This window comes from Mesorhizobium sp. M0633, assembly GCF_040320645.1.
Lineage (GTDB): Bacteria > Pseudomonadota > Alphaproteobacteria > Rhizobiales > Rhizobiaceae > Mesorhizobium.
Genome location: NZ_JAMYQC010000012.1, coordinates 18209 through 36116, shown reverse-complemented (window position 1 = coordinate 36116; position 17908 = coordinate 18209). Strand labels below are relative to the sequence as shown.

At 61.4% G+C, this 17908-nt stretch carries 16 protein-coding genes; 4 read left to right on the top strand and 12 right to left on the bottom strand.

The window, feature by feature from the left end:
• Nucleotides 1-108: 108 nt before the first annotated feature.
• From NKI47_RS15025 to NKI47_RS14990, 8 genes are all read right to left on the bottom strand, one after another.
• Nucleotides 109-1572 carry a lipopolysaccharide biosynthesis protein gene (locus NKI47_RS15025; RefSeq protein WP_023676315.1) on the bottom strand — a complete coding sequence of 488 codons (1464 nt, stop codon included), beginning with the start codon at nucleotides 1570-1572 and terminating at the stop codon, nucleotides 109-111.
• Complete coding sequence (locus NKI47_RS15020; RefSeq protein WP_352591094.1) at nucleotides 1569-2855, bottom strand: glycosyltransferase; 1287 nt, start codon at nucleotides 2853-2855, stop codon at nucleotides 1569-1571. The genes NKI47_RS15025 and NKI47_RS15020 overlap by 4 nt, the downstream gene beginning before the upstream one ends.
• A gap of 70 nt (nucleotides 2856-2925) precedes the next feature.
• Nucleotides 2926-4005: a glycosyltransferase gene (locus tag NKI47_RS15015; RefSeq protein ID WP_023676313.1), complete on the bottom strand. Its 1080-nt coding sequence runs from the start codon at nucleotides 4003-4005 to the stop codon at nucleotides 2926-2928.
• A 31-nt stretch (nucleotides 4006-4036) separates the two neighbouring features.
• Complete coding sequence (locus NKI47_RS15010; RefSeq protein ID WP_023676312.1) at nucleotides 4037-5368, bottom strand: UDP-glucose dehydrogenase family protein; 1332 nt, start codon at nucleotides 5366-5368, stop codon at nucleotides 4037-4039.
• An 85-nt stretch (nucleotides 5369-5453) separates the two neighbouring features.
• Entirely contained in the window at nucleotides 5454-6320 is an 867-nt protein-coding gene (exoK, locus tag NKI47_RS15005) for an endo-1,3-1,4-beta-glycanase ExoK (RefSeq protein WP_023676311.1), read from the bottom strand.
• Nucleotides 6321-6452: 132 nt separating this feature from the next.
• Nucleotides 6453-6854, bottom strand: a complete 402-nt coding sequence (locus NKI47_RS15000) for a hypothetical protein (protein ID WP_352591091.1) — start codon at nucleotides 6852-6854, stop codon at nucleotides 6453-6455.
• A 269-nt stretch (nucleotides 6855-7123) separates the two neighbouring features.
• Nucleotides 7124-8146 (bottom strand): glycosyltransferase family 2 protein, encoded by a 1023-nt coding sequence (locus tag NKI47_RS14995; RefSeq protein WP_023676309.1) that lies wholly within the window; start codon nucleotides 8144-8146, stop codon nucleotides 7124-7126.
• A 455-nt stretch (nucleotides 8147-8601) separates the two neighbouring features.
• Nucleotides 8602-8931 carry an exopolysaccharide production repressor protein gene (locus NKI47_RS14990; protein WP_245274682.1) on the bottom strand — a complete coding sequence of 110 codons (330 nt, stop codon included), beginning with the start codon at nucleotides 8929-8931 and terminating at the stop codon, nucleotides 8602-8604.
• Nucleotides 8932-9480: 549 nt separating this feature from the next.
• Between NKI47_RS14990 and NKI47_RS14985 the strand changes: the two genes are divergently transcribed.
• Both NKI47_RS14985 and NKI47_RS14980 read left to right on the top strand, forming a co-directional pair.
• A complete protein-coding gene (locus tag NKI47_RS14985) occupies nucleotides 9481-10158 on the top strand; it encodes a sugar transferase (RefSeq protein ID WP_023676307.1) in 678 nt (225 codons plus the stop codon).
• A 207-nt stretch (nucleotides 10159-10365) separates the two neighbouring features.
• Nucleotides 10366-11577 carry a polysaccharide biosynthesis/export family protein gene (locus NKI47_RS14980; RefSeq protein ID WP_084641075.1) on the top strand — a complete coding sequence of 404 codons (1212 nt, stop codon included), beginning with the start codon at nucleotides 10366-10368 and terminating at the stop codon, nucleotides 11575-11577.
• A 127-nt stretch (nucleotides 11578-11704) separates the two neighbouring features.
• On the opposite strand, the gene NKI47_RS14975 is transcribed toward NKI47_RS14980, so the two are convergent.
• A complete protein-coding gene (locus NKI47_RS14975; RefSeq protein ID WP_023676305.1) occupies nucleotides 11705-12976 on the bottom strand; it encodes an O-antigen ligase family protein in 1272 nt (423 codons plus the stop codon).
• Between the two features lie 328 nt (nucleotides 12977-13304).
• Here NKI47_RS14975 and NKI47_RS14970 point away from each other — a divergent pair, with 328 nt between their 5' ends.
• Nucleotides 13305-14057, top strand: a complete 753-nt coding sequence (locus tag NKI47_RS14970; protein WP_023676304.1) for an SDR family NAD(P)-dependent oxidoreductase — start codon at nucleotides 13305-13307, stop codon at nucleotides 14055-14057.
• A gap of 41 nt (nucleotides 14058-14098) precedes the next feature.
• On the opposite strand, the gene NKI47_RS14965 is transcribed toward NKI47_RS14970, so the two are convergent.
• Nucleotides 14099-14680 (bottom strand): DUF1349 domain-containing protein, encoded by a 582-nt coding sequence (locus NKI47_RS14965; RefSeq protein WP_023676303.1) that lies wholly within the window; start codon nucleotides 14678-14680, stop codon nucleotides 14099-14101.
• Between the two features lie 37 nt (nucleotides 14681-14717).
• Nucleotides 14718-16154, bottom strand: a complete 1437-nt coding sequence (locus NKI47_RS14960) for an aldehyde dehydrogenase family protein (RefSeq protein WP_352568562.1) — start codon at nucleotides 16152-16154, stop codon at nucleotides 14718-14720.
• Between the two features lie 177 nt (nucleotides 16155-16331).
• On the opposite strand from NKI47_RS14960, the gene NKI47_RS14955 reads away from it, so the two are divergent.
• Nucleotides 16332-17363, top strand: a complete 1032-nt coding sequence (locus NKI47_RS14955; RefSeq protein WP_352591088.1) for a hydroxyacid dehydrogenase — start codon at nucleotides 16332-16334, stop codon at nucleotides 17361-17363.
• A 25-nt stretch (nucleotides 17364-17388) separates the two neighbouring features.
• Here NKI47_RS14955 and NKI47_RS14950 read toward each other — a convergent pair whose 3' ends face one another.
• Complete coding sequence (locus NKI47_RS14950) at nucleotides 17389-17874, bottom strand: hypothetical protein (RefSeq protein ID WP_023676299.1); 486 nt, start codon at nucleotides 17872-17874, stop codon at nucleotides 17389-17391.
• Nucleotides 17875-17908 lie beyond the last annotated feature (34 nt).

Here is a 17908-nt window from a genome sequence, read left to right as displayed (position 1 = left end):
CTTACCGCCAATCTCGACCTCTATCGCAGGACGAGCCTTCAGGCAGTGCTTGAGGAGCATGCGTCGGCGATGTCGGCAGGTGAGCTTTTGAGGCCGGTGATTGCCGGCCTAGCGGGCGTTGCGCATGGCGCTGGAAAGCGTGGTGAACAGGGCGCTGCGCGACTGGCGAAGGGCAAGCATGAGGACCAGGCCGATCGAATAATTGAGGGCAACCGCCAGGACCACCGCGAGCAGGTCTGACTGGCTGGTCAGCGATGCCGGCAACTCCCGGTACACGGACCAGGCAAGCAGCGATGACGCGATGAAAAGCCCCTGCATGACCAGGAAGTCGGCTGCGGTCACCGGGCCGACCCGGTGGACAAGAACGGCAAGCACCGGGACGCGCAGCACATAGCCGCTGATCGCATAGGCCGCCGCGACACCGACGGCGCCCCAGTGCAGGCCGATGATGAAGGCGGCGACCGTCGTCAGCGACGAGTAGATGCCCCAGTGGAACATGGTCTTGGTCTTGCCCTGGCAGATGAAGATCCAGCCGGTGGTGCTCGAGACGGACTGGATCAGGCTGGCGATGCCCAGCCAGGCGAAGATCGGCGCCACCGCCGTCCAGCGCTCGCCGAAGAGAAGCCCGACGACCTGGTCCGACGTCAGCGTCAGCGCCGCGATGCCGGGCATAGTGATGGCCGCCAGCATCCAATTGGTTCGCACATAGATGTCGCGAAACCGCGCCTTGTCCTCATGGATGCGGCTCAGCAGCGGCACCATCACGCGTGTCAGCGGCTGGTTGATGTTCTGCAGCGGAAACAGCAGGAGCTTGTAGGCGCGGTCATAATAGCCGAGCTCGATCGCGCCCGAATATTTTCCGATCAGGATGTTGTCGAGATTGCGCGAGAAGAAGTTGGCCAGATTGAAGCCGGTCAGATTGGCGCCGAAAGACAATATGTCGGTATCGACCTTCAGGTCCGGCCGCGACGGCGTCCAGCGCGCCACCTGCCATGCCGCGGCCAGCGCGACAACGGCCGATACCGCAGGGCCGATGACCAGCGACCAGTAGCCCAGCCCCGCATAGGCGGCGATTGCGGTAGTCGCAAGTCCGGCAGCAGCGGTTATCACGTCGTTCAGCGCGAGCTGGCCAAAGCGCAAGTGACGGTTCATCAGCGCCAGCGGCACCGCGGCGAGGCTGCCAAGCAGCAGCGGCAAGGCAGAGCCGATGGTGATCCCCACCATGCGTTGATCGCCATAGAAGGCAGCGATGGCGGGCGCCAGGCATGCAACCACCACGGCACTGCCTATCCCCACCAGCGCACTGATCCAGAATACCTGGTTGAGCTGCTCGGTGCTGATATCCTTGCGCTGGACCACGGCCTGTTGCAGGCCAAGATTTTGAAGCAGCCCGACAAAGGCCACGATCGGCCCGACGGAAGCCACCAGGCCGAAATCCTCGGGCACGAGCAGACGCGCAAGCACGATGACGGAGAGAAACTGGATCGCCATCTTAAAGCCTTGCGCGCCGATCGTCACCACGCCGCCGCGCAGGGCGACGCGACCGAACTGGGGGGGCGGGTTGGCGTTCATGCCGGCTGCCTGGCTTCGGCCAGTTGAGCAACGATCTGCGCAAAACGTTCGTTGAGTACGTCCGCGTTGAAATCCTGCTCGATCTTGCGGCGCGCCGCACGTGCGATGCGCTCGCATTTGTCCGGGTTCTCGGCCACCCAGACAAGCTTGCGGGCCAACGCCGCAACGTCTCGCTCCGGTGCGAGGAAGCCTGTCTCCTGATCCTCGATCAGTTCGGGGATGCCCGAGTGATAGGTGCTGACGACGATCAGCCCGGCGGCCATAGCCTCCATCAGCGCCACCGGAATACCCTCGAGATCGCCGTCTCGCGCGGCAACGCTAGGCAGCAGGAATACGTGGGCATTGCGCAGGCGCTGCTTGACCTCGGCGTGCGGACGCGGCCCGAGGAAAGTCACCCGGTCGGCAATGCCGAGATTTGCGGCGAGCTTCTTCAACTCTTCCAGCAATTCGCCGCCGCCAATCACCGAATAGACCCAGTCGCGCCGCGGCAGGCTGGCGAGCGCCCGAAGGGCGAATTCGATGCCCTTCTTTTCGGTCAGCCGGCAGACCGAGATGAAGGACAGCGTGTCCCGGTCCCAGGAACGCCAATGGTAGCCGATCTCACCGGGCCGCACGCCCATATGGTGAACCATGACTTGCGCGGGGGGGGCGCCGACGCCGATCAGGGCGTCGCGGAAAAACGCGTTCACCGGGAGCTGGAGAACGCCCTTGTCGAAGACAACCTTGTAGCGCGTGAGCGTGTTGTCATGCAGCGGTTCGCCAACATCGCGGCCGTGGAATATGGTCACCAGCGGAGCGGAAATCCGGCCTCGTTTCATGGCGCGGGCGACGCGCATGCCGTTATTGCCGAAATGCGCGACGATCACATCGGCGTCCTGCAATTTGCGCGCAAAAGCGATGTCGATAGCGGTCGAGAGCTTATCCCAGAACCTGCCCGACCATCTCCTGAGCGTCGGGCGAAAGCGCCCCAGCCCGCCCCACCAGCAGACGACCTTGCCAGGGAGAGCCTGCCAGCGGCGATCGTCGATGTTGCTGTCCTTGCCGAAGGACGTCTCGTTGCAGACGACGCCGACTTGCATGCCGCGCTCGAGGCACCCTTCTATCTGGTCGAGGACGAAGGTCTCCGACAAAGAGGGGAACTTATCAACTACGAAGCAAATCTTCATCGGATGGACGATCTTTCGAGGCCGGTCGGCGATCTGCTCGCGCGGATGAGGGCTGACGCCCGTCGCTACCGTGCGAGGCGCCTCAAGCGTCTGGTGTTGTGCGTGTCGTTGTCCCAAGGCAGCTCCCACCCCGGTCAGGCGCGAGAGCCGGCTTTTGGGCAACGTGCATGGTTTTGGACGAAATGCATCAGGCGGCACGCTCCAGCGCGCCTTGCCTGGCGTTGTCGAGAACGCGGAGGAAGGTCGCGAACTGGCTGTCGGGGTTCATTTGCGGCCGCTCCGAAAACAGCTGCGCCGCCGCCGACAGCCGATCGTACTCGGCCTTGTCGCTCCATAGTCGCCTGACCGCGGCGACCCAGTCGTCGAGCGGTGCGTCATAGTCGAGCACCACGCCGCCGGCGCCAATCGCTTCCGGCAGGCCGCCGCGACGGGACCCGACGACTGGAATGCCGCTGCAATGGGCCTCGGATGCCACCCGCCCCCAAGCTTCTTCCCATTTGCTGGGCGCCAGCAGGATCTTGGTGCGGCCATAGACGGTCTTCATGTCGCTGGTGCGGCTTTCCAGCCTGACGTTGCGCAGCGGCGCGATGATCCGTTCGATCTGCGCCCGGTGGTCGTCGTCGAGCTTCCAGCTTTCGACGAACAGGAACGGAATTTCGGGGCATTGGCCGGCGATGCGCACGGCGAGTTCGAACCCTTTTTCATTGTAAGGATTGATCAGCGTGACGAATTCACCGGTGGTCGGCGTGCTGTAGAGCCCGGGATTGATGGTCGGCGGGATCACGGTCGAATCGATGCCGAACCTTTCCTTATAGGTGCGCGCAGTGAATTCGGAGTTGGCGATATAAAGCGCCGAATGCAATTCGCGCAGGTCGCCGGCCAGTTCGTGGAATTCGACGTTCCGCAGATAGACCACCAGCGGCACGCCGAGCGCCTGCAGCGCCTTTCCGATCGGCACCGATTTGTGGCACTGCACGACGGCGACATCGGGATCGAGCCGTTCGACCGCGAAGCGCGCCGCCTCCCAGGGAAACCATGCCCGCACGACCGGATAGCCGGGATAGCTGTCGATGACCGCTCGCTGGCGAAGCAGCTTCATCTTGGCGCGCGCCTTGAAGCCGAACATGCCGTCACCGAACAGCGCCGCCAGAACCGAGGCGTCATGACCGTGCTCGCGCAGCTGCTCGACCAGATGATGCGTGCTCGACTGAACGCCACCGCTGAACTGCGGCGTGTAGCCGTTGCCGCCCGCAAACAGAACTTTCATGGACCTGGCTCCTTGCTGGACCGCCCTAGCGTCACGCCGCCATTCTGCCGATGCTGTGGTATTCGATGCCGTGGCGGGCGATGACCTTGGGGTCGTAGAGATTGCGTCCGTCGAAGATGACGGGCGTGGTCAGCGCGTTCTTCAGCGCATCGAAAGACGGCGCGCTGAAGCTTTTCCACTCGGTCACGATCAAGAGCGCATCGGCGCCTCGCAGCGCGGCCTCCTTGGTGCCGCACAGTTGCAGGTCGTCGCGCAGCCCGTAGATCGCCTGGCATTCCTGCATCGCCTCCGGATCATAGGCCTGCACATTGGCACCAGCGGCCCAGAGCGCTTCCATCAGCGTGCGGGCCGGGGCCTCGCGCATGTCGTCGGTATTGGGTTTGAAGGCCAAGCCCCACAGCGCAAATGTCTTGCCTTTGAGATTGCCCTTGAAATAGCGGTCCACCTTCTCGAACAGGACCGACTTCTGCTGGTTGTTGCGCTCCTCGACGGCACGCAGCAGCTTGGCGTCGAACTTGACGGCCTCGGCAGTCTTGATCAGGGCACGCACATCCTTCGGGAAGCACGAGCCGCCATAGCCGAGGCCCGGATAGATGAAGTGGTAGCCGATCCGCGGGTCGCTGCCGATGCCCTTGCGGACCTCCTCGATGTCGGCGCCCAGTTGCTCGGCCAGGTTGGCCATTTCATTCATGAAGCTGATCTTGGTCGCCAGCATGCAATTGGCCGCGTATTTGGTGAACTCGGCACTGCGCACATCCATCACGATCATCTTTTCGTGGTTGCGGTTGAACGGCGCGTAGAGCTCGCGCATCACCGCCTCGGTGTCCTCGTTGCTGGTGCCGACGATGATCCGGTCGGGCTTCATGCAGTCGCTCACAGCGGACCCTTCCTTGAGGAATTCCGGATTGGAGGCGACGTCGAAAGCCAGATCCTCGCGCCCGCGCGCCTTCAGCGTTGCGGCGATCCTGGCCTTTATCCTTTCGCAGGTGCCGACGGGCACGGTCGACTTGCCGACGACGATCTTGGGCTCGTCCATCTCACGACCGATGGCCTCGGCGACGGCCAGCACATATTTGAGGTCGGCCGAACCATCCTCGCCCGGCGGCGTGCCGACGGCGATCATCTGGATCTGGCCATGCTTGATCGCCGCGGCGGCGTCGGTGGTGAACTTGATGCGGCCGGCGGCATGGTTCTCCTTGACCATGCTTTCGAGCCCAGGCTCGAAGATCGGGACATGACCCTGGTTGAGCCGCTCGACCTTTTTTGCATCGATGTCGACGCAGACCACCTGATGGCCGACTTCGGCAAGCACCGCCGCCTGTACAAGACCGACATAGCCGATTCCAAAGACAGTCAAATTCATTCGGTTTCATTCCTGTTCAAGGTTTCGGGCCTGTTCGAGCTTCGGTTTTCCGACCACCTTCGGCCCGGCCGGTTCAGATGCGCTTCTAGTTTGTGTTGCATGCCAGCGATTCGGGGAATTGGCAGGGCTGGCCAAGTGCGGTGAATGCAACGCGATCCACCTGCATGGTGAGCTTGCGGCCGGGATCGGAGAACGGCCCCATCCAGCCCTTCATTGTATCGCTGCCCCAAAGGCTGAAATAGATCCTTTGCGAATGGGTGGGCAGCTTCGCCGGATCGGTGATCTCGTGGACAAGCTTGCCGTTGACGTACCAGCGCAGCCGGTCCTTTTCCCAGACGAAGGCGTAGTCGTTGAAGGCCTTGTCGGTGCCGCCAGCGACGTCGACCAGTTTCTCGTTCTTGCCTTTGCCGGCTATGTAGGCGTTGACCTGAACCTTGGACGTGTCCTTGGTCAGCACCTCGAAGTCGATTTCATCATGCGGCTGCTTGTCGGCATCGCCGACGAAGCTGAAGAATGCCGCGTTGACGCCGGAGCCCGTGTCGGTCTTCATCCGCGCCTCGTAAGTGCCGTAGCCGAAGCGCTGCTTGGTCTGGATCTCGGCGCAGGCGAATTCGCGATCCTTCAGCTTGCGCTTCTCGAAACCGAGCGTCAGCATGCCGTCGGAAAGCCCGATCAGGCTTTTGGACCAGGTGCAGTTCTGATGCTTGCCGTTCGTCCAGCCGTCGGAAATGTACCAGCGCGCGCGACTGAGGCTGGTGAAATCATCGACAAAGGACGGCGCGGTTGGGAGATCCTGGGCGCGCACGGGGACCAGGCCCGCAACCATGCTGCCGAGAACGACCAGCAGAAACGCGCCGTCTGAACGGAGCCGCCGCAGCTTGCCTGGGATCGGGCGCGTGAACGGGGTGCCTCGGGTTGCCGGGGCGGGCGTGCTTTTAGGATCTGCGTTCATATCAAACTCACCTTGTGCTGTGCGCCCCCAAAGCGATCGTTCGAACCGTGACGAAACAACCTGATCTTGACCTCTGTCGCTCCCAAGCTCCGTGTTGTGCCTAAAACCATTGCGCCGACTCGGGGTGTTCGCTCAGCCTGTGCCGAAATCGGCGGGCTTCACAAAATCGGTCCTTATGTCGGGGCCGTTCTGCCGATTCTCATCGAAGATTTCATCCAGCGAATGACGGAGATCCTTCATCATCTGCTTCTGGCGCGAGAGCGCCGCGATGCGTCGCTCGCAATTCAGGATCGACCTGGTCAGTTCGCCGACTTCGGAGGACTTGCGGGAGGAGACCGCTCCGTTCTCCATGGCCTCGACCAGGAAGGCGGCATTGGTAGCCGTTGTCCTGTAGCGGTTCTCAAGCCCGTTCTTCTCTGCCTCGACCTCGGCCGAGATCTGGTCCAGCAGCTTTGCCAAGCGATCGAGGCGCGAGGTGTCGGTCTGCGTGTCGCGCGCCGGATCTCTCGATCGGAAGCGAAAGATCGAGGCCATGCAGTCAGCGCCCCATCATCGTCGAGCTGGTGACCGGCCTTGGCGCCCGTCCGCGTTCAAAAGACATTTCTTCATCGTCCAGCTCCTCTGACAGGGGGATATCTTGGGCCAGTTCGGTTGGCCGTCCAAAATTGCTGCACCGCAACATAGATTGCCATTCCCTGCGCGGATAGGCAACCACCTAGATCGTAAACTCATGAATCTCGTTGAAACCGTCCGAGCCGACCGAAGGGTAAGGGAGTAGCTACCGCCGTCGCACGTTGACGGGCCTAGCTTTCGCTGGCCGTGCTGGTTCCGGCCATGAGGAAGCGCAGCGGCGGCACATGCTGACGCTTCGCGGCGAGGCCGGCGCGGCGAAACAGCGCATCCAGCTTATCGGAGGCGACGCCGCGGACGACGGCTGTGAGGTTGGACGAGCCGGCCAAGGCGTAGGCCGCGGCCGGCGCCAGCCCGCGCTCAGCCTTCACGTCTAAAAACTTCCGCAACCGGTATTTGTCGCGGATGTGCCGCTCGTGCCTTCTCAGCGCAGCCTTCGATGCCTCCGGCAAACTGTCGATCGCAAGCAGTGCCAGGTCGGCATCGGCCAGATGCTTCAGGTCCTGGGTCTTGTGCCGTCCGCTCAGCGAATCGGCGCGCACGATCGCGCCGTAGCCACAGGATTTGATGACCTTGAAGCGCGCGCCATGGGCAACCGCGCGCGCATAGAGTTCATAGTCTTCACCCAGGCGCAGCTTCTCGTCGTAGCGCAGCCCATGCCGATCGAGAAAGGCGCGGCTGATCACTGGCTTGAGGAAGCCCAGTTCCCCGCGTTGCACACGGCGCCTGGAGATGTTGGCGTCGATGAAACCCTCGAAATCGAGGAATTCCGGCTCGGGCGAGAACGGTGGAGCAACGATTTTCGAAACGTCGGTTGCCGCGTCATCCCTGACAAGCATGATATTGTCTGCGGCGAAATCCCAATCGGTGCTGGCGAACAGTCTGTGAAACCTGCCTTCGAAAAAGAAATCATCAGCGTCCAGAATGCTGATGAACGGCGACCTGGAACCGGCTATCGCGGCGTTGCGTGCAAAGGATGGGCCGCGATTGACGTCGAAGCGGATGACGGAAAGGCGGCCCGTGCCGTCGCCGGCCGCGTGGGCGACTTTCGCGGTATCGTCGGTGGACGCGTCGTCGACGACGACAACTTCCGCAACCTCAGGCTCGCGTAATGCCGATGCAATGGCAGCCGGGATTGTCCGCGCCGCATTGCGGGCGGCGATGATCACGCAGACCTGGAATGATGTCATGGACATGCCTCTCGATTGCAGAAGTCGTTGCGGATTTCCTCGCCCCGTCCGCTCAATGCCCCACCGCCCATTCTGAAATGCATCGGCCCAAACGCCTATGCTGCAAGTGCGAAGCAAGCATCGCCAAAATCATCGGCGCCGTCCAGTTTTTCATTTTGCTGGGTGTCATGGCCCGGTTGGGCAGGCGGCGAGCCTCAATCGGGATGGCTCCAGAAATGCGCCGCTTTGGCAGAGCCGTTCCTACACGCTCTATAGAGCGCTCGACTGGCAGAAACCAGTTGCTGATCCTCGCCGACCGGACGGCGGCGGGGCGGAGCGAGCGCGTCGAGGCCCGCAGTGTCAAGGAATTGAAAGAACAGGAATGCCGACTGCCGGTGTTGTTGAGGCGAGCAATTCGTCAGAGGACCGGCGAGCTTAACCACAGGTCATATGGACATCGCAGACCGCGGCCAGGCCCGAAATCAGTGAAGGCCTCTCCTGGCGCTGAGTTTCTCGCCTTCGGCCGCTTCGTTCGAACTCAGCTTTCGTTCAGCGTCGCGAATTTTGTCGGCCGGGGTCGGGGCATTTCTGGCGACCATGGCAAAGACCAGCAGAAAATAACCCAGTTGGATGACTATGGCACAGCCGATGACGCGAAACAGCGTCGTACCGAGCGAGGCGCCGCCCAAATAGGACCAGACGATCACGATCGCCAGCGCAAAACACATTCCGATAATGAACTTTGGCAGTGACATACCCGATAGCCCATCAACCGGCTCGGGAAAAAATGTCGACAAGCCCACCCCGAGCACCTCCCTTAAACTCTGCGAGCTTATTTAGGTTGCCCGCGTCTGGCCGGTTGCTTCCGGCCTAGCCCAATCTGTCCATAGTCCGACAGAAACAATTTACAACTCTATTGAGCCGCGCAATAGGCGGCAAGGGCAGCTGCGGAATAAATTTTAAACGAATCCTCGGGATCGACTCTGCCATGGTGCAACGCACACGTCGGCATCACCAGTGATTGCCGGATATCGACTCGCTCCAGTATGATTCATAATATTGAATAGTATTTTATCATAACATCAGTCATTATCTTGAAATTCTAAATGACGGCAAAGCTCCACAGGAGGGTATAAAGAGCGATTCGCCTAAAATCAGCCCAAAAATTGGACTAGCTTTTCCAAAATTGCCCATAATCTGTCTCTTTTGCGACATAAATGGGAAATTTTGTGCAGGACGAGTTTATTATTTAGTCAGTTCATGACGCGACTATTACAGCCGTCTGAGAAATTGTGTGTTGCGCTGCAACATTTTTTTGGTATCGTGCGGTAAACCATCCGTTCAACGTATGGAGTTTACGCATGAGGGACGTAGCCAAGCCGGCCGATGCGGATTTTTCGCAGGCCGGCGTCGATTTTCCGCCACCGATTGGCGGCCTGCTCAAACGCAGCTTCGATATTGTCGGTTCGCTGATCGGCCTGGTCGCTCTCAGCCCGCTGTTCGTAATGATAGCGCTGCTTGTCAGGTTTTCCGATGGCGGGCCGATTTTCTATGGTCACAGCCGAATCGGCCGCGGAGGACGGATTTTTCCGTGCCTCAAGTTCCGCACCATGGTTCCAGACGGCGAGCGGGTGCTTGCTGCCTATCTCGCCGCGAATCCGGAGGCCAACGCCGAATGGATAGCGACCCGCAAGTTGAAGAACGACCCGCGGATCACGCGCGTCGGAGCGGTGCTGAGGAAGCTCAGCCTCGATGAGTTGCCGCAGATCATCAACATCCTGCAGGGGGATATGAGCCTGGTCGGGCCTCGTCCCGTGGTGCGCGATGAGCTGGAGATATATGGCAATTCGGCCGTCTATTACCTGAAATCGCGCCCCGGCCTCACCGGGCTTTGGCAGGTCAGCGGACGCAACGATGTTTCGTATGACAGCCGCGTCGCATTCGACAGGCACTATGTCGAGAACTGGTCGATGTTCGAAGACATTCGCATCATCATCAAGACCGTACCTGCGGTCTGGATGTCGCGAGGCTGCTACTGACGGCCGCTTGCTGGCCGTGCATCGAGGAGCGACTGTCCAGAATTCGGGCCCAGAACTCAGGCCCCTAACTCAGGCATCGGCAGCTCATCGGGCGGGGCAAACCAGATCGGAAACGCTCAGTTGAAAGCAGATATAATCGATATCTTTTGCACCGGCATTCTCTCCAGACGCATGCGGCGAGTACGGCTTTTGACGACTTGCCTTACAATGGCGACCGGCCTGACGCTGTCGCTAGCCCTGCCACAGTTTGCCTTCGCCGACGACTATCGCCTAGGAGCACAGGACAAGCTGACCATCCGCGTGGCGGAATGGCAGACCGTCGAAGGCACGTTCCGTGACTGGTCGGCCATCAATGGAGAATACACGGTCGGCCCCGCTGGAACCTTGTCGGTTCCCTTCGTCGGCGAGATGCCCGCATCCGGCAAGACGACTTCGGAGATCGCGGCATCGCTCGGTGAGGCGCTGCAGCGCAAGCTCGCTCTGGCCGACAAGCCGGAGGCTTCCGTCGAAATGGCGCAGTACCGGCCATTCTACATCTCTGGCGAGGTGCAATCGCCCGGCCAGTATCCTTGTGTGCCTGGGTTGTCCGTGCTGAAAGCGATGAGCATTGCCGGCGGAGCCCGGCGGAACCCGGAGAGCGGACAGCGCTACGACCGCGACCTGATCAATGCCAAGGGCAATTTCGACGTACTACAAGACCAATTGGTCAGGCTGACCGTCAAGCGCGCCCGCATCGAAGCGGAACTAGCGGACAAGCCGACATTCGCGGTGCCGAAAGAGGTGGCCGACGATCCGAAGCTGCCCAGCATCGTTGCCGATGAGACGGCGATCCTGGCGGCCGACCAGAAGAAACTCAAGCTGCGCTTGCAGGCGCTCGACGATTTGAAGGCACTGCTGCAAAGCGAGATCGATTCGCTGCAGAAAAAGATCGTCAACCAGCAGAAGCAGGTTGATCTGGCGAAGGAGCAGCTCAACGGCATCGGCTCGCTGGCGCAAAAGGGGCTGGTCGTCAACACGCGGGTTTTGAACTCGCAGCAAACCATCGCCGACCTCGAGGGCCAGATCCTGGATTACGAAACGGCGATTCTCACGGCCAAGCAGTCGATCAGCAAGGCCACCCAGGACGCCATCGATCTCGAGAACACCCAGAACTCCAGCCTCGCGACCGACCGGCAACAGACGGAAGCCGATCTCAACGAGGTGACGCTGAAGCTGAATATGGAAAAGGCCTTGATGTCCGAAGCCTTGTCGGGCAGCCCCATGCCGCAATTCTACGGCAACAACGAACCAGCGGCCTTGTCATTTTCCCTGGTGCGGGTGGTCGACGGCAAGACCAGCGAAATCACCGCCGATGAAGACACGCCGGTGCTGCCAGGGGACGTGATCAAGGTCAAACCGGCGCCCATGGCCATCCAGTAGCTTCTTTCCACCGGAGCAAAGCACCAACCCCGCAGGCAGCGGTCTGCGGGGGGTTTTTGCGTTTGGGATCTTATGGGTCAGAAAACAAGGCGGCCTTCGGGCAACGAACCGCCTGGATCCGCCCGCTCTAGCCTCGCACGGCGTCCGGTTCCTCGAGATGGTTCACGGCGCTCCACCGGGAAGGAGCGACGGCCGGCACCCTCACCAGCTTGAAGTAGCTGTAGTACAGCAGGAACGATCCCATGATGTAGGGATTGAGGGTCTCGACCTCGACGAAGGATCGGATGAACAGAAGCACCATGACGCCGGCAAGAATCACGGAGTCGGCTTGCCATGTCCTGAATATCAGCGCCGAGACGTGACCCCAGAGCGTGCGCAGGATGATCAGCGAAAGCAGTGTCGCGCCGACGAAGCCGAGTTCCACCAAGGTCTCGATGTAGGTGTTGTGGAAGTGGAAGCCGCTTCGCGCGGCGATATAGAATTCGTTCCACAGCCGCTCGGCCTCGGAGAAGCCCTGCACCCAATAAGCCGCGTAGCCGACGCCGAGGATGGGCGATTGCTGCGCGGCATTCCAGCCCTGTTGCCAGAGGTAGGTTCGTCCGGTGAGCGTCGAATCCTTGCCGAAAAGGCCAAGGACAAAGTCCATCAGCCCGAGATTCAGCGCAATCACGGTGCAGGCGACCAGCCCGCCCGCACCGATTATGAAAATCACCCGGCGATGGCGGAGCGAAAGCAGCTTGCCGATGGAAAGCAGGGCGACCAGAGCGAGAACCGCCGGGGTCGACGCCATCGAAGTGGCCGAATGCGACACGACCAGCAGATAGCCCGACAGAAGGACGATCGGTACAATCAACAAAAAGCTTATGCGTCCGCGCCTGAGAAAGGCGAGGTAGACAACGCAGAAATAAATGCCGAGCGATGCGACAAAGCCGATCTGGTTCTTGGAGCTGAAAGCGCCGACGAAATTGTATGTCCCGTCGAGAACGTCGTAGGAATAACTTGCGACCTTGAGCGAGTAGAGCAGAACGACGAAAATCCCGATCAGGGCGCCTATGGTCAAGGTCCGGACGCTGACGGTGCGCGCGGCAATGTAGGCGCAGGCGATATGGGAGCAATATTGGACGGCCGTTCTTGCCGTGGTGCCGGGAGCCGCCGACCAGAACACCGAGAAGCAGACATAGGTTGCAAAGGCCAGCGGAAGCCAGGCGCTGGAAGCGTGCCTTAATATCTTGCGGTAGTCGACCAGGATGAGCGGTAGCCAGACCGCATAATAAGCCAGGATCATGGCCTGGCCGAAAATGGTCGAGTAGGAGAACGCCCAGATCGAGACGGCAACGGCAAAGCTGCCATAGACCGTGTTCTTGTCCGGATCGATCAACAGAGATTTTGGAATCTTCATCTCGATAGCGGTTTTCCGTCCTTGCAGCTCAATGCCGATTTCATGGGCCGCTCGTGGGCCGATTCGTCGGATCGATGGGAGCCTCGCCTGCAGGCGCTCGCATTGTGCAGTGCAATATAACCCATCCGGCGCCGCCTGTCACCCGGATGCCAACCGGGCGCGTCGTTCCAGCCGTTCTCTCCATACCGGGCGAGACGATTTGGCCAGAAGGCAGTGCCGTACAATTGACCGGTGCTGGCCCATCATAAGCTGTTCTGAGGTTGCAAGTCCGCGCTTGAACTTGTCCGCCGTTGACTTCACATTCGCCGCCCATTGGGAGGAAGACCACATGCCGATGAGTTTCGCGGGACGATTTGCCGGACGATCTGCTGTTATCACCGGCGGCGCCTCAGGCATCGGCCTGGCCGTCGCGCAAAGGATCACTGACGAAGGCGGGCGTGTTTCGGTCTGGGATCGCGATGCCGCCCAGATCGAGCAGGCCAAGGCCATTGTTCCAGGCCTGCACAGCGTCACCTTAGACGTCGCCGACCCCATAGCGGTCGAAGCCGCCGCCGGAGAGACGATCGAAGCGCTTGGCGCGGTCGATGTCCTTGTCACCAGTGCTGCCATCACCGGGCCGAACATGACGACCTGGGAGTATTCGGTGGAGGATTGGCGCCGGGTCACCGACATCAACATCAACGGCGTCTTCTTCTGCAACAAGGCGCTCGTCCCGCATATGCTCGAACGCAATTACGGCAGGATCATCAACATCGCCTCGATTGCCGGCAAGGAAGGTAACCCGAACGCCTCGGCCTACAGCACCTCCAAGGCGGCGGTGATCGGCATGACCAAATCGCTCGGCAAGGAACTGGCCAAGACCAAAGTAACGGTGAACTGCGTCACGCCGGCGGCCGTGCGCACCGCGATCTTCCAGCAGATGAGCCAGCAACACATCGACTTCATGCTGTCCAAAATACCGATGGCGCGGTTCGGCGAGGTCGAGGAGGTGGCGGCGCTGATTTGCTGGATCGCGTCCGAGGAATGCTCGTTCACGACGGCGGCCGTCTTCGACGTCTCCGGCGGCCGGGCGACCTACTGAGGCGGGGCCGGACGCAAACCGCCCGACCGGATCGCGGCGCCTCAGTCGTGAAGCTCCCGCGAGATCGGCGGGCCGATCGAAAAATCGCTGAATGTCACTTCGAAGCCCTCGCGCTGCGGCGAACAGCACATCATGCCGACATCGACCGTTTTCGACGGCGGGAAATAGGCAAGCCGCACCGGTTTCCAGTGCTTGTCAGATGCGTCGCGATACTGGACGCGGATCGTCTCGGCATGGCGGGTCATGCGGATCCTGACCCCGTCCGGATCGGCCGGAATGCTGGCCAGCGACCAGTCGGAGGCATCGTTGGTGACGACGACGGAAAAATACATCAGCCCGTCGGTGTATTCGATGCCGGCCTTGATCCAGTGCGTCTCGCTCAGGCGGACCATAAGCCCGGCCTGATCGTAAAGCACCTCATAGTGCCCCTTGACCGTGACTTCGGCGCTGAAATCGCCCTCGACCTCACGATAGAGGAAATGGCCATTGTCGCGCCAGAAGCCGTAGAACGTCTCGCGCCAGAAGTCGGTCTCCTCACCGGTCCGTACATGCACCGTATTGTTGCCGAAGGCGTGGTGCGGCGGCGGATTGAGCCAGGTCAGGTCCGTATTCTCAGATGCCATCGACTTGCTCGCTGCCTGGCTGGTCTGCCGCCTTTTCTTAGCCGGCAAACGTGTAAGCGGTCTTCACCATGGTGTAGAACTCTGCGGCATAGCGGCCCTGCTCGCGCGGGCCGTAGCTCGATCCCTTGCGCCCGCCGAAAGGCACGTGGAAGTCGACGCCGGCCGTCGGCAGGTTGACCATGACCATGCCGGCTTCCGAATTGCGCTTGAAGTGCGTGGCATGCTTGAGGCTCGAGGTGCAGATGCCGGACGTCAGCCCGAACGGCGTGTCGTTGGCCACCGCCAGCGCCTCGTCATAATCCTTGACGCGGATGACGTTGGCGACCGGGCCGAAAATCTCCTCGCGCGAGATGCGCATGGCGTTGGTGGTTTCGGTGAACAGCGCAGGCTGCAAATAGAAGCCGCGGGTTTCGCGATCGAGCCGCTCGCCGCCGAAGGCGAGATCGGCACCTTCCTGACGTCCGATGGCGATATAGTCCTCGTCCTGTTTGAGCTGGCTCTGGTCGACAACCGGCCCGATCTGCGTCTTGGCATCGAGAGCGTCGCCGACGACCAACTTGGCCATGCGGTCCTTGAGCGCCTCGACGAAGCGGTCGTGGATGCCGTCCGTCACCACCAGGCGGGACGACGCCGTGCAGCGCTGGCCGGTCGAGAAGTAGGCACCGTTGATTGCGCATTCGACGGCGACGGCAAGGTCGGCATCGTCGAGCACGACAAGCGGGTTCTTGCCGCCCATTTCGAGCTGGAACTTGCGCATGTGCTCGACGCTGGCGGCGGCGACGCGCTTGCCGGTGCCGACCGAGCCGGTGAAGGTGATGGCGTTGAGGTCGGGGCTATCGAGCATCGCCTGGCCGACCACCGAACCTTTGCCCATGACCAGGTTGAGCACGCCCTTGGGCAGGCCGGCGCGGTGCAGGATGTCGACAATAGTCCAGGCGCTCTCCGGAACGAGTTCCGCCGGCTTGAAGACGATGGTGTTGCCGTAGGCCAGCGCCGGAGCGATTTTCCAAGCCGGGATGGCGATCGGGAAATTCCATGGCGTGATGATGCCGACGACACCGACCGCTTCGCGGGTGATCTCGACGCCGACGCCGGGCCGCACGCTCGGCACCAGCTCGCCCGACAGGCGCAGCGTCTCGCCGGCGAAGAAGTCGAATATCTGGGCGGCCCGCACAGTCTCGCCGATGCCCTCGACCAGCGTCTTGCCTTCCTCGCGCGCCAACGCCTGGCCGATTTCATCTTTCCGCGCGGTGATCTCGTCCGACGTCTTCCTCAGCACCGCATGGCGTGCCAGCAGGCCCGATCGGGACCATGCCGGAAATGCCGCTTTCGCCGCCGCGATGGCCTGCCGGGCGTGCTCCGCGCCCCCCGATGCATATTCGCCGACCACGTCGTCGAGATTGGACGGGTTGATGTTGCGGGAGCCGGCATCGCCTACCCACTCGCCATCGATGAGGTTCTTTCGAAACGGGATCATGTTGCTGTCTTCCTTGTCGTCCTTCGATCGCCGTCTATCTGGACCACCGACCGACGCACCGCAAGGCCGAAGAAGGCAAACTTCTCCTTCTCGACAGGCATGTGATAGGTGTCGGGGGCGGGAAAAGACGATTCTGGTGTGATGCGACGCGGATCGCACGGGAGGTAAAGTATCATGTCCGACAGCGCCTTGCCGCTGGTGATCAGCGCACCCGAACCGCGCACGCTCGACCTGATCTTCACGCCGGCTGCGCTGGCGAAATTTCGATCGAAATACCGCATCGTCGAAACATCGCCCGAAGATGTCGCAGCCTTGCCGGCTGATGTGCTTGCCGAAACCCGCTACATCGTCGGCCAGCCGCCGATCACGCCGGAGACGCTGGAGAAAATGAAGGCGCTGCGCTGCGTCTTCAATGTCGAGAGCAACCTTATCGACAACATGCCGTACGAGGCGCTGTTTTCGCGCGGCATCCATGTCGTCACCACCGGGCTGGTGTTTGCCGAGCCGGTGGCCGAGCTCGGCCTTGCCATGGCGCTCAACCTCGCCCGCGGCATCGTCGACGCCGATCTCGCTTTCCGTCACGGCAAGGAGCTGTGGGGCGGCGACGGCAACCGGACGGCGCGGCTTCTTTCCGGCGCGGATGTCGGCATTATCGGCTTCGGCGATCTTGGCCGTGCGCTCAACCGGCTGCTGTCAGGCTTTCGCACGCGGACAAAAGTCTTCGACCCGTGGCTGCCGCCGTCGATCCTGATCGAAAACGGCGTCGAGCCGGCCTCTCTTGACGACGTTCTGTCGAACAGCGATTTCGTCTTCGTCGTCGCTTCGGTGACCAGCGAAAACCAGGGCTTCCTCGGCGCCGAGGCGTTTGCCAGGATGCGCAAGGGAGCCGCTTTCATCCTGCTCAGCCGAGCCGGCGTGGTCGATTTCCCGGCACTGATGGACGTCGTCCGCAGCGGCCATATCGTCGCCGCCAGCGATGTTTTTCCTGAGGAGCCTCTGGCCCAGGATCACCCGGTCCGTACGTTGCCGGGGTTCCTGCGCTCCGCCCACCGGGCCGGCGCGCTTGACATCGCCTTCAAGCGGATGGGCGACATGGTGCTGGAAGACATGGACCTGATCGACCGCGGCCTGCCGCCGATGCGTTCGAAGCGGGCCGAGCGTGAGACCGTTTCGCGAATGCGTTCGAAGCCGGTCGACAAGAATTAAGCCGCCTGCCGACGGTCGCACATGCTCAGACGGTGAAGGACCAAAACAGGCAGGCCAGTGTCGCTGCGGCGAAGATGACGAAGAACAGGCTTCTCAACAAGATGTTGCGGCGCAGCTCGTTGATGAACAGATGGCATCCGACGACGCCTGCGACAAACAGGAAGCGCCAGTTCAGGAGTGCGGAGAGCACATCGCGCTGACCGAAAGCAAATCTCGCGGCGAGACATCCAACGATGAGCGCAAACAACACGATGACCGTCCAGAAGATCGCATCGGCGGCATGTGTCAGGACGATGCCAGCGAGCCTGATCGGCAGAACCATCATCAGCAGTGCGCTGAAAAAATAGATCGCCGCGAGCGGAATGAACGTCCCCGCATCGGCGACGTCGCTCAAGCGCTTGGCGCCGATCGCGCCATAGGGATAGCCATGCCTGGCCACCGCCAGGCTGAGCGCCATCAGCAAGGCCGTCAGCACGGCGGCAAGCGCGAATGAGGTCAGGGCTTTGCTCATGAGGCTCCCGTTCCGAGCGAATCGAAGTCAGAAC